Raw genomic sequence first — 12,737 nt, 5'->3', positions numbered from 1 at the left:
GAATAACGAGATCTCATTTATTCCAGCTAGAATTCTGTGAACTCTGCTTCATAATTTTTGCAAATGAAATCCGACAATACATATAACTTCATTTCAATATAGGGAACATGGGATGCTATATGTAGAATTTCTTTTTCTACTGCTGATGTTGTATATCGGCTCACGATACGGCGGTATCGGGCTTGGGGTCGTTTCGGGGATTGGTTTGGTTATCGAAGTTTTCGTCTTCAAGATGCCACCGACCTCACCACCAATCACAGTGATGTTAATTATCCTCGCGGTTGTCACCTGTGCCTCGATTCTTGAAGCCGCTGGCGGCTTAAAATACATGCTGCAAGTGGCGGAGCGCATGCTGCGCAAAAACCCAAAACGTGTCACGTTAATTGCCCCTTTTGTCACTTACACCATGACGTTTATGCTGGGTACAGGCCATGCGGTTTACTCGATCATGCCAATCATTGGTGACGTTGCCCTGAAAAATGGCATTCGTCCTGAGCGCCCGATGGCAGCAGCATCCGTTGCGTCACAAATCGCCATTACCGCCTCGCCGATTTCGGCTGCCGTGGTCTACTACCTAGCCGAACTCGCCAATATCAACCACAACATTACCTTGCTCTCTATTTTGATGGTGACGATTCCCGCCACCCTGTTTGGTACGCTTTTAATGTCGCTGTACAGTTTGAGACGCGGTAAAGAGCTGGAGAACGATCCTGAGTACCAAGCAAGACTGCAAGACCCCGTCTGGCGCGAGAAAATCCTCAACACCACCGCCACCTCACTCGATGAAACCTTGCCAGCATCCGCGCGTAACTCCGTGCTGCTGTTTATCTCCTCGATTTTAGTGATCGTGGTGATTGCAATGTGGCCGGAGATCCGCACCATTCAAGAAGGCACTAAGCCAATTGGCATGGACATGGTGATTCAAATGATCATGCTCTGTTTCGGCGGTATCATTTTGCTCGCCACCAAAACAGACCCACGCTCTGTACCAAACGGTGTGGTGTTCAAGTCTGGCATGGTGGCTGCGATTGCCATCTTCGGTATCGCGTGGATGTCTGACACCTACTTCCAATACGCGATGCCACAATTTAAATCTGGCATCGTGGAGATGGTGACCAACTACCCTTGGACGTTTGCTCTGGCGCTGTTCATTGTGTCGGTGGTGGTGAACTCACAAGCCGCAGTCGCACGGATGATGCTCCCAGTTGGTTTAGGGTTAGGTTTAGAACCCGCACTGCTGATTGGCTTGATGCCAGCGCTGTACGGTTATTTCTTTATTCCAAACTATCCATCGGATATTGCCACCGTCAACTTCGATAACACAGGCACCACCAAGATCGGTAAGTGGTATTTCAACCACTCCTTTATGGCTGTCGGTCTGATTTCCGTGATCTCAGCCTGCTGTGTGGGATTTGTGCTCAGCAAAATCATCATCGGCTAAACAAAGCTTGTAACCAATAGCCAAAGAGCCACTGAATGTGGCTCTTTTTATTTACGACCAATCTTCATGCTCTCTCTACCCAATTGACTTGGCATTGTAGATAGCTGTTGCTACTAATCACTAAAGGCCTCAGAATGGCGGGCTTTGCGCGGACTTCCCGCGTTATTTGATTACTGTTGAGAATGATATATGGGTTTTACCTCGCTCGGTCTGTCTGCGCCAATCCTTAAAGCTATTGAAGAGAAAGGATACAACACGCCTTCACCGATTCAGTTACAGGCTATTCCTGCGGTTTTAGCAGGCAAAGACGTGATGGCCGCAGCTCAAACTGGCACAGGAAAAACGGCTGGCTTTACGCTACCTATTTTAGAATTGCTGGCAAAAGGGCCAAAAGTTCGCGCCAATCAAGTTCGTGCTTTAATCCTTACCCCAACGCGTGAACTGGCCGCACAAATCCAAGACAATGTCATGCTCTATGGCCGCCATCTACCGCTCAAGAGCGCGGTTGTGTTTGGTGGTGTGAAAATTAACCCACAAATGCAACGAATGTGTAAAGGTGCGGATATCTTAGTGGCAACCCCAGGCCGCTTAATGGATCTTTATAACCAAAATGCGGTCAAATTTGATCAGTTGGAAATTTTGGTACTTGACGAAGCAGATCGCATGCTCGACATGGGCTTTATTCGTGACATTCGTAAAATACTGAAATTATTGCCTGCAAAGCGCCAAAACCTACTGTTTTCAGCTACCTTCTCGACCGAAATCCGTGAGCTTGCCAAAGGCTTGGTGAATAACCCCGTCGAAATTTCAGTCAGCCCAGCCAACTCAACGGCAAGAACCGTTGAGCAGTGCATTTATCCTGCTGATGTGAAAAAGAAACCGGACATGTTGGTGAAATTGGTCAAAGAGGGGAATTGGCAACAAGTGCTGGTCTTTATGCGTACCAAGCATGGTGCCAACCGTTTAGCGACCTATCTCAACGAGCAAGGTTTAACCGCGGCCGCGATTCACGGCAATAAGAGCCAAGGCGCACGCACCCGAGCACTGGCGGATTTTAAAGCGGGAGAGGTACGTATTCTGGTCGCAACAGATATTGCGGCGCGTGGCATTGATATCCCGCAACTGCCTCAAGTGGTGAATTTTGAATTGCCGAAAATTGCTGAAGATTACGTGCACCGAATTGGCCGAACAGGCCGAGCGGGTGAAGTCGGTAAAGCGATTTCTTTGGTGAGTGCCATTGAAGCACCGGAATTATTTGCGATTGAGCGTTTAACGCAAGCCTTACTGCCCCGTGTAAATTTAGCGGGATTTGAGCCAACCAACCAACTCCCTGAGTCAAAGTTAGACACTCGACCTTTGAAACCGAAAAAGCCCAAAAAGCCTAAAAAGGTAGAGGGAGCTGGAGAAAACAAAGGCAGCGCAGCTGAAAACAAACCTAAAGCTGGCCACCGAGGCCAGCCTACAGGACAAGCTCGCACAGCGAAAAAAGGCGGCACTCATTCAGCGCCGAAAAAACCCGCAAACCGCCCTCGTCGCAGTTCTTCAAAGCCAGTGACAAAGTCATCATCGGCTAAAACGATTTAGGTGTTAAACCAATAGCAAAAGAGCCACATCATGTGGCTCTTTTTGTTCAACCATCTTCGAAACGCTAATCGCTAATCCTTTGAATATGTGATATTACGCCATCGTCATATAAGAACTACTCGAAAGTACCGAATATGCAAGCATGATGATATCATCGCTCCCGCTACAATCTTTCTCGGCTGTCGTAATCGACGAAATACAGAGAGATTTGTCTGAAATTCAAAAAAAGCGATTGAATAGCGAAGGATGAAAGTGGGAACGTTGGCTGTAACGATGAAGGAACAGGAAAAACAAGAGGCTTCTAAGACAAGCGAAGGCCTTCATGATCGGAAAAAACGGATAAATCCCCAGCATCAAATTGTCATCCTAAAGTCTTTCTGCCTTACGAGCAGACAGCTCGTAGCAACTGGAGAAATCCCATATGCACAACGCATTTTTAACTCATGGGATTTAGAAGCAAGTAACACTATTGAAATCGAAACAAGCGAAGGTCGTTTTCTAGTAGATAAAAAGCTTAACGATGTAATTAGTGATGAATACATTATTGATATCAATGGTCGGCTATCTTTAAACCACATTCAGCGACTACCAAACAAATTAGCTGTAGTGTTCGGTAACTCGACAGTTGAAGTTTCAGAGGAAAATATCAAAGTGATTGGCCGTGTGGCTGTGACGTTGGAGAAGTGCTAATGTCAGACAAAGCAATTACTCCAGCAGATATTGCTACTATTACGGCAGCAATTATTGCTTGCATAACATTTATTGTAAGCACCTCAATTTATATTCAAACGACACGTCGAGAAAGACGTGTAAAAACTCTTGATTATTGGGAAACAATTCAACCATCATTAATTCAGGCAAGAAAGGAACTTAATGAGATTCATAAAGGAGATTGGACTAAAGAGGATGCTTTGATTCATCTTGAGTCCTCTAACTTAAACATTATAGTGAAGGGGCTTAACGCTTTTGAGCGTCTAGCAACTGGTATCAATTTAGACGTGTATGATTTAAATGTGCTAAATAAATTGGCTGGAAAAATGATAATTGATTCATATATTGCATATATACCTTTAATTGTTGCACGAGAAGAGCAGTTAGGGGAAGGTGGTATATTTAGAGAATTCGAAATTCTATATAGTAAACTTTTAAAAATCAGGAATAGATAAAGGCATCAGTGATACCTTTATCTTAAAAAACTAAATTAATGTTATTATTTTGCTCGGCAAGTGAATTAATGTGAAGTTATCAATTCCATCAATCGATGCCGCATAGGTTTCTTCATTTTCGTCAAACGATGCTGCTATAATACTCTGAAGCCCATCTTCATCTGCCAATGTACTTAGCATTTTATTTACACTTTTCGTACTCATAGAGTGTTGTGCTGGCTCATCGAAAAGAATGATGCCAGGATGATTTCCACCAGTTTCATGAGATGCTTTATATAACGCGATTAAATACGACCAGATAAGGCGAACAAAATCACTCGCAGAAGAATCTGATTTTAAATCCGTAGTACTTGTAGCTTCTTTTTGTTTACGCTCTGTTGGAGTATCAATTTGTTCACGGAGCTCTATACCTTGTAAATAAGGTAATAAGTTTTCACTCTTAACTTCAATCTCTTCAACGTCTGCACTTCGATATCCAAAATTCACTGCATATTGCTTAAATGATGTAGAAAATGCTTTAATTTTAGCTAAATCAGATAAAGTAAACTGATACTTAGATAAGTTAGTAATACTTGCATTTAGTTCTTTAAAGTGAGCAGATAAATCAACAAACTTATTTATTATAATTTCAATTTTTTCTTCTAATTGCCTAATCTCTTCTTGACGATTTTCCAACAGGATTTTTTTTCTAATATCAGTTTCTTTGACATCTGATGTAGACTTTATATCTCTTTTAAGAGCCGCAAGTTCTTTTTTCTTTTCTAATACTTCTCTGTTAATAGTAAGAAGCTGACCTTTATTTCTTTCGATATTTTTCCGCAAACCTTCTAAAAGAGATTCTGTCATTTTTCGTTGACTATCGAGATGAATAATATTTTCCTCTATAGTCATCGGCATTGCAATAGTATCTGGAGAGACCAAAATATCATCGATTATAGTTAAACAAGTATGGCATCGCCCTTTTGCAATATCTAAATCTGCTTCATTAGCTCCATAATTTACTAATTTCTGAGTGCGTTTATTATCTAATAAATCTTTTTGTATACTCTCTAGAGTTTCTAAGTATTGACTTAACTGAGATTCATCTACTTTTATTTGACGTCCACATATTGCTTGGAATGTCAGCAATTCATCAATTCTATTTTGAACCTGCTCAATCGATAATATTAGATTTTCTTCTTGTCCATTAAGTGGGGCTTTCTCTGCCTTCATGATTACAATGCTAGCTTCAAATAGTTCAGATTTCACCTCTGACAAAGTTTTAGTTGCATCCGAGCTTATTTGTTTTATTTCTATCAATTTTGGGTCAAAATCGGTAGATGGTGTCTTTGTTATTCCAGATATACTAAATAGTTTTCCTTCAACTACTAACTTAGCTTCTGTAGCCAGTTCTGACCATTCATTAATAATCTTGTTTCTCTCGCTTTGAAGCTCATTTAATTTTTTAGCATTCCGAAAACTATCTAGATCTAGTAAAAAGTTAGCTACTTTTTCACGCATCCCACTAACACCGTAGTAAGGAATGTTTGCTATATAATCTGTCCAACCACGTTTCTGCTCAATTAATAATGCAGAAAAAACACTTTGAAGGTATAATTTTGTTTCTCTACCTTGATTATCTGAAAGTCTCGGTAAATTTAATCCTAAGAATTTTTCAAGATATGCATAAAATCCTTTCTTTTGATCCTGTGCTGAACCTGGATCATGTACAAATGTATAACTACTTCCGAAATTTTCTTCTGAAGAGCTAGATAAATATGCTCCTTCAATAATCTGAATCAATTTTGTATCTACATCATCAGATTTAATGGCTCTTTTTAATGTAATTATATTACCAATATTATTTTCAATTTCTAAAAAAACCGTTGAGTTTACTACTTTTTTTACTTGATTACGAAAATCAAAACGATCTTTCAGTGCATAAGGCAAAGTACTATTACCTTTTGCCCCAATGATCTCTTCCATGCCAAGGGCATATATCAACGAATTAACAAATGTACTTTTCCCTGATGAATTTGCTCCTCGAATGACATTTAATCCGCGTTTAAATTCAATACGATATCCATAGTCAAGGCCATCAGCCGCAGTAATCCGAACATATAATTGATTAAATTTCATTTGCCCACCTTTTTGCAGCATCAGTAACCATTTTTTCTGTAATTTTCTTAGAAACAACCTTTAATTCAAAAACTTCCTTATCAAATAATTCAAGAAGCTTAGATCCTACAATAAAATTATCTCCTTTCGTAGTTAATATGAATGAGCCATTTGACTGCCTAGCTACTAAACCCTCTGAAATTGCATGTGCTAATGCCATATTCAAAGACGGATCAATGCCCCATACTCCTATTATTAGTTCCTTTCTTTCTGCTGATAACTGCAATGCCTGCATACGTTTAGATTCTAACATAGCCCAATTAAATAGATGTAGTTTCAATAAACTTGCCTTGCCACCAGAACAACAGAGTTTTAATATCATTAATATTTTTCCGATTTTATACATCGGTCTCAGTTCTGGAATTACAGACGATCTTCGACGAGAAAAGCTAAGCTTGCTCATTCTTCAATCCTCATTGGACACTCTGCTATCCACTTAGCAACCATGTGTCTTGAAATCAAAGCTAAGTCTTCATGCTGAATCAAAGACACATGAGGATCCATCTTTAATCTTTCTATTAACATTGCCTCAACCTTTTCAATCAAACTTTGTGGTTTGTCCTCCCACATAGATGACATAATTTCAACATCATCTTCAAAGTTATTTATTATTTTTGCAATTCTCTGGTATGACTCGGGAGATCGCACAAAAATCGTGTCAAAGATTCCATAACCTTCTAAATAGTGTTTTTTCGTCTTGGCGTTTAGCATTTCGTGTATTTGTGGCTTATATACATTTTTCACTTTGCTTCGAACCAGATTCTTCTCGACAATATTCTTGTCATAATCAGTCTTTAATTCAGGCTTGCTAATATTCTCTCCGTTATATTCAGAGAATCTCAGACAGCCCGTATCTAATTGTTGCTGATATGTTATTTCCTTTTGATAGGCACCAAGATCTTTGACCAAAATTCTAAAATCTGGTGCTATGAATGATAGTTTAGCATCAATTATTTCTTGTTCTTTTATTCGAGCGTGGGCGTGTATTTCATGTTTAGCTATCCTAGGAGTTATAAAAATCCATTGATGAATTATGCTATCTCCAAAGTAGCCCTCAAGTGCTTTTTCATTGCTGATAAGCTTACCAATATCCTTAGTAAGTTTGTCTCTCTGCTTTTCGTATAATGTCTTGCTGTCATAGTTTTCATCAGGACAGTAGCATTGGATCAAAATCCCTTCATTTAAGACAAAACCTTCTATGCCAAGGTCTCCAGGAGATGCCACCATTTCCTGATAGCTGTCATATTTTTTTTTGAAAACAGCCTGAATTAAACCTTCCCAAGTGTCTCCATCTAATGGACCGATAACGGACTGGTACATATATTGTGCGCCTATCAAACATTAATAAGCTACATCATACTTTCTCAGCTGTGATCGGTTAATCTTTACAAGATCCTATCTCCTTAAGTAACACAGTAATTGTGGATAAAACCAATAAAATCGCACTCATAAACTACAAATTTATCATTTAAGATCAGCTATCTGAATGTGAAATCACTAATTTTGATATTGAGTAGTGTTTGATTCTTATGATTTCCTACATTGCTTTTTTCCCACAGCATAAATACTGTATATAAATACAGTATAAAATACAAATATTATGACTATACGAAACCTAAAAGACGGTAGTAAAAAACCTTGGCTTTGCGAGTGCTACCCGCAAGGCCGCGAAGGCAAGCGACTGCGTAAAAGATTCGCAGCCACTCACAGGATATAAAAAGAGCCGCTCTTGGCGACTCTTTTCGGTGGATTAGAGTAAATCGATACGCTTACTCACGCCCGTAAACGTTGTTCTCTTGCTCTTGAACTCGGATAAACGTTGTACGCTTAGTTAGCTCACGAAGCTCGGCCGCGCCTACATAGGTACAGGTTGAGCGCACGCCGCCGAGGATGTCTTGAATGGTGCCGTGTACGCTGCCACGGTATGGCAATAGTACGGTTTTTCCTTCGGCTGCACGGTAACCTGCTACACCACCAGAATGCTTGTCCATCGCGCTCTTCGATGACATGCCGTAAAATTTCATTAAGGTTTCACCATCTTTTACGATGAGTTCACCGCCTGCTTCTTCATGACCTGCCAGCATACCGCCAAGCATCACGAAATCCGCGCCGCCGCCGAAGGCTTTCGCGACATCTCCCGGACACGTACAGCCGCCGTCACCGATGATGCGACCACCGAGGCCGTGCGCAGCATCCGCACATTCGATAATCGCGGACAGTTGTGGGTAGCCGACACCGGTTTTTACGCGTGTCGTACACACAGAGCCCGGGCCAATGCCTACTTTAACAATGTCGGCACCCGCAAGGATAAGCTCTTCTACCATATCGCCTGTTACGACGTTACCCGCAGAAATCACTTTGTCAGGAAATGCAGCGCGCACTCTTTGCACGTACTCAACAAGGTGCTCAGAATAGCCGTTCGCGATATCGATACAGATGAAAATCAGTTCATCAGACAGTGCCATCACATCTTTGGTTTTTTGGAAATCTGCTTCCGATGTGCCGGTTGAAACCATAACATTGTTCAGCGTCGCTTTGTCGGCACTTTTCACAAACTCAGCCCAATCCGACACAGTGTAATGTTTGTGCACTGCGGTCATAACACGATGCTCAGCCAAGGCTTTAGCCATGGCAAAACTGCCTACCGAGTCCATATTGGCGGCAATCACAGGTACGCCTGACCATTGACGACCACTATGTTTGAAAGTAAACTCGCGGGTTAAATTTACTTGAGAACGGCTTTTCAGGGTTGAACGTTTCGGGCGAAACAGGACATCTTTAAAACCTAACTTAAGTTCTTGTTCGATACGCATTGTGTAATTCCTTGATTAATTGACCATTTGTGTCTCTTAGCAGAGTGCGTAGTACCTTCGTTGGCAGACGTCAGTACATTTCGGACACAAAAAAACCGGAGCGTTGGCAGACGCTCCGGTTTTCAGCATTATAGGCCGCGTTTTTTTTCTCTCAAGACTGATATTTGACTTTTTTTTGTGTTACCCTGCCGAAGTTTTCATACCTAGACAATCCCCTCTGTAACACTCAACTCTTAAATTGCTTACCAAACAGTGCGTTAGTTCTATTTTGTCAAATTACCGACATATCGCTTTTTGCTGAACAATCGATTGCACTCGCTTTAAATTGCCATAAATTAGACTTTGATCACCTTTTTGCAGAGCAAAATTCCAGCAACTCACAAGCTCCGTTTTCGAAGTCGATCAAGCTCACATCACGTATAAATAATTCACCACGCTTATCCATTCGGCGCATTTATTGCTTAACTTTAAATCTATTCTTGCATTCGGCATCCAAACTACTTGGATTTGTAGATGCGCAGTCAGTGAGTGAATCTTCATGACAATCTTCATGACATAGACAGGCTATGTGATTGGGGTAAACGAAGGTAACAGACACCGCTGCAGCTTCAAGTAGGAGGAAATATTAATCCTTTCAGGGAATGAAACAGGTGGGCTATGGTACGTTTTTGCGGCTGGTTAATGGTTTTTTGTTGCTTTGCACTTCCTGCTTATGCGGGAAATAGCCCTTATTCCTTTTCGTTAAGCACAGGCTTTAGCCGTATCGATAGCCCTTCCAGTAGTGATGAAGCTTGGGTTACTCAGTTTGGGTATAACTACCAGTTTTCGCCGTTTATCGGCTTAGATCTCGGCTATTCAGGCATGATCGGCAACGGAGCCGAAATGTTAAACACGCAAAAACAGAAGATTGATGTCAAAGTTGAAGGTTTTTATTTTGGCGCTTTTTTCGAACAGCCTATCAATAACCTGACGGTTCTTTACGCTCGCGGCGGGCTATCGCAATTCAAAGTGAAAGAGCGCTATGAATTGGGTGCGATTGGCGATAACCGTCAATTTTCAGGAACCAATCCCTATATCGGCATCGGTACGAAAGTGCAATCGAGCATCGACAAAAGTTTGGCGCTGACTATGGAGCTCAGTTACTACCCCTTAGAGCAAGATTATTCAAGTCTTTCCTTCACCGTAGGCGGGCAATATCGTTTTTAAGCGACACTTAGACAGCATTTTTTGATAGGCTAAGGCCACGATTTGCTATTTATCACTTTCGTTTTATGAAACTCACCCTTCGCAAAAAGCTGTTAGAAAAAGTAGAAAACACGACAGAAACTCCGATGCTGATCCTTTCTGTCGTTTATGTTGTCGTCGCGTTGCTGCCTGACATTGCCGTTTTATCTCCCGATGATCTTGAGTTTCTTGATGGCTTACTCTGGATTGTGTGGGGCATTTTTGCGACAGAGCTGTTAGTCAAAATCTTCGTCAGCCCTAAACCACTGCAATATATGATGCAAAATTGGCCGGACGTACTTATCGTGGCGATGCCGTTTCTGCGTCCCCTGCGTTTCCTACGTATTTTGTTGGTGCTACCCAAAGCGTGGAGACAAACCAAATCGGTTCTGCGCCAAAAAACTTTCAGCTTTATCGGTCTGACGAGTCTTTCTACTGTGCTTCTCTCTGCGGCGTTTGTCTATCTGGTAGAGAAAGGAACCCCTAGCCCCATCAATAGCTATGCCGATGCGCTGTGGTGGGCGATGTCGACCATTACTACGGTCGGTTATGGGGATATGTACCCGGTCACAGGGTTTGGGCGTGGAGTCGCGGTATTTTTGATGCTGACAGGGATCACTCTGTTTGGTCTATTAACCGCGAGTGTGGCTTCTTTTTTTGTTGAGGATGATACGGCCAAACAAGATCATCTCTCCCTCAATCTCTTGCTTGAAAAAAACCAGCAGTTGGAAACACAGTTGAATCAATTGGTTGAAACTCAGCAGCCTAGAAAGCGTTTTCATCTAGCGAGCTACCGTCGGCAACTCGCAGAACGTGAAACAGAACGGAAAAATCAGAAACCAAAGCGTCGTCGAATAAAACTTCCGTCGCAAGACAATCGCAAAGCCTAATTCAGGCGTTGCGCATGGTGTGGCGGCGAAATACCGCCACTAATGCGGCAACCGCCAAAAAGAAGCAGTAATAAGAGTAACTCACCACGCTCAATGGAGACATTTGAAAAATAGAGCCAAGCAATAACGCTTGTGCACCATAAGGCAACACTCCTTGCATGATGCACGAGAAGATATCCAACAAGCTGGCAGAGCGCTTTGCTGTCACGCCATTGTGTTCAGCCAGCTCTTTAGCCACTCCGCCACTCACAATGATGGCAACCGTGTTGTTCGCCGTGCACACATTGGTCAGTGCCACCAAGCCTGCAATCCCCAATTCACTGGCTCGCATTTTTTGTACATCACTGTGTGAACGAGCAAATTTATCGATCATTCGGCTAATGTGATGAGTGAGAAACGCCAATCCGCCTTGCTGTTTCATCAGTTCACCCATGCCACCAATCAGCATCGATAACAGGAAAATCTCCTGCATGTTGCCAAAACCCGCGTAAACATCTTTGGTTAATGCCGACAAGGAGTAACCGTCACTTAAACCACCGACACCCGCAGCCATTAAAATGCCCACCAGCAGTACAAGAAACACATTCAACCCCATCACGGCCAACACGAGAATGGTGAGGTAAGGCAGCACTTTTAGCCATTCAATGTCACTGGTTTGCGGTGATTGTGCCGTTTGGCTGCTGAAGGTGAACACCACAAGCGCCAACAGCGCCGCTGGCAAAGCAATGCGGATATTCTCTTTAAATTTGTCACGCATATGGCAGCCTTGTGAACGAGTTGCCGCAATGGTGGTATCCGAAATGATCGAAAGATTATCACCAAACATGGCCCCGCTCAGCACGACCCCAGCCGTTAAACCAAGATTCAAATCCGCCGCTTGGGCAATACCTAACGCCACGGGAGCAATCGCCGCAATCGTCCCCATTGAGGTGCCCATTGCTGTGGCAACAAAGGCTGAAATAACAAACAGCCCCGGCAGAATGAGACTCGCTGGCAGCAGTGCTAAACCAAGATTCACTGTGGCATCCACGCCACCGGTGGCTTTGGCGACGGCGGCAAAGGCTCCGGCAAGCAGATAAATGATACACATCGCCATAATATCGCTGTGACCCACACCACGTAAAAACTGCTCGATGGCTCGATTGAGCGGCTCTTTGCTCAAGGCAATCGCCAAAACGACCGCGGGCAGAACAGCAACAGGGGCCGGCAGTTGATAGAACGCAAACTCAACCCCTTGCCAAGTGAGATAGCTCCCTACGCCCATAAAAAGCAGTAAGAAAACCATAAGTGGTAATAGGGCAAAGGCATTCGGTTGTTGAGGCTTTGAAGACGAAGTGTAGTGCATGCAAATATCAAATCATGGTGACGAAATTGGGCGCAAAGCCTAAAGGTAAGCCGGATGCATGTCAACAGTCTAGACGTCCAAACATCCATTTGTTGCACATTTATACCTAATGATTTT

11 protein-coding genes are annotated in these 12,737 nt (G+C 42.6%); 6 read left to right on the top strand and 5 right to left on the bottom strand.

Annotation, left to right across the window (positions count from 1 at the left end; translation table 11 throughout):
* Positions 1–112: 112 nt before the first annotated feature.
* The 4 genes from R4537_RS00995 to R4537_RS00980 all read left to right on the top strand — a co-directional run bounded on the left by R4537_RS00995 (position 113) and on the right by R4537_RS00980 (position 4,191).
* On the top strand, positions 113–1,441 hold the full coding sequence (locus R4537_RS00995; protein WP_001887127.1) for an anaerobic C4-dicarboxylate transporter: 1,329 nt from the start codon (positions 113–115) through the stop codon (positions 1,439–1,441).
* Positions 1,442–1,630: 189 nt separating this feature from the next.
* Complete coding sequence (locus tag R4537_RS00990) at positions 1,631–3,025, top strand: DEAD/DEAH box helicase (protein WP_071179021.1); 1,395 nt, start codon at positions 1,631–1,633, stop codon at positions 3,023–3,025.
* Positions 3,026–3,271: 246 nt separating this feature from the next.
* Positions 3,272–3,715: a S24/S26 family peptidase gene (locus R4537_RS00985; protein ID WP_080483458.1), complete on the top strand. Its 444-nt coding sequence runs from the start codon at positions 3,272–3,274 to the stop codon at positions 3,713–3,715.
* A complete protein-coding gene (locus R4537_RS00980; protein WP_032474942.1) occupies positions 3,715–4,191 on the top strand; it encodes a DUF4760 domain-containing protein in 477 nt (158 codons plus the stop codon). Before R4537_RS00985 ends, R4537_RS00980 begins: the two co-directional genes overlap by 1 nt.
* A gap of 30 nt (positions 4,192–4,221) precedes the next feature.
* Here the strand turns inward: R4537_RS00980 and R4537_RS00975 are convergent, their stop codons facing one another.
* From R4537_RS00975 to R4537_RS00960, 4 genes are all read right to left on the bottom strand, one after another.
* Positions 4,222–6,309 carry a hypothetical protein gene (locus R4537_RS00975; protein ID WP_071179020.1) on the bottom strand — a complete coding sequence of 696 codons (2,088 nt, stop codon included), beginning with the start codon at positions 6,307–6,309 and terminating at the stop codon, positions 4,222–4,224.
* The gene (locus R4537_RS00970) at positions 6,299–6,751 is read right to left on the bottom strand and encodes a hypothetical protein (protein WP_032474940.1); all 453 of its coding nucleotides are present in this window, start codon (positions 6,749–6,751) and stop codon (positions 6,299–6,301) included. Before R4537_RS00970 ends, R4537_RS00975 begins: the two co-directional genes overlap by 11 nt.
* Positions 6,748–7,668 (bottom strand): hypothetical protein, encoded by a 921-nt coding sequence (locus tag R4537_RS00965; protein ID WP_071179019.1) that lies wholly within the window; start codon positions 7,666–7,668, stop codon positions 6,748–6,750. Before R4537_RS00965 ends, R4537_RS00970 begins: the two co-directional genes overlap by 4 nt.
* Before the next feature lie 449 nt (positions 7,669–8,117).
* On the bottom strand, positions 8,118–9,161 hold the full coding sequence (locus R4537_RS00960; protein ID WP_071179018.1) for a GMP reductase: 1,044 nt from the start codon (positions 9,159–9,161) through the stop codon (positions 8,118–8,120).
* A 657-nt stretch (positions 9,162–9,818) separates the two neighbouring features.
* Here R4537_RS00960 and R4537_RS00955 point away from each other — a divergent pair.
* Both R4537_RS00955 and R4537_RS00950 read left to right on the top strand, forming a co-directional pair.
* Positions 9,819–10,367 carry an outer membrane beta-barrel protein gene (locus R4537_RS00955; RefSeq protein WP_071179016.1) on the top strand — a complete coding sequence of 183 codons (549 nt, stop codon included), beginning with the start codon at positions 9,819–9,821 and terminating at the stop codon, positions 10,365–10,367.
* A 65-nt stretch (positions 10,368–10,432) separates the two neighbouring features.
* Positions 10,433–11,275, top strand: coding sequence for a potassium channel family protein (locus R4537_RS00950; RefSeq protein WP_044126844.1), 843 nt, complete (start codon positions 10,433–10,435; stop codon positions 11,273–11,275).
* A gap of 1 nt (position 11,276) precedes the next feature.
* On the opposite strand, the gene R4537_RS00945 is transcribed toward R4537_RS00950, so the two are convergent.
* Positions 11,277–12,560, bottom strand: a complete 1,284-nt coding sequence (locus R4537_RS00945; protein ID WP_170832543.1) for a Na+/H+ antiporter NhaC family protein — start codon at positions 12,558–12,560, stop codon at positions 11,277–11,279.
* Positions 12,561–12,737: the final 177 nt, after the last annotated feature.

Source organism: Vibrio paracholerae, from assembly GCF_037672085.1.
GTDB classification, from domain to species: Bacteria; Pseudomonadota; Gammaproteobacteria; order Enterobacterales; family Vibrionaceae; genus Vibrio; species Vibrio cholerae.
The sequence above is the reverse complement of the archived record's forward strand: the minus strand, read 5'-3'. Positions and strand labels throughout refer to the sequence as shown.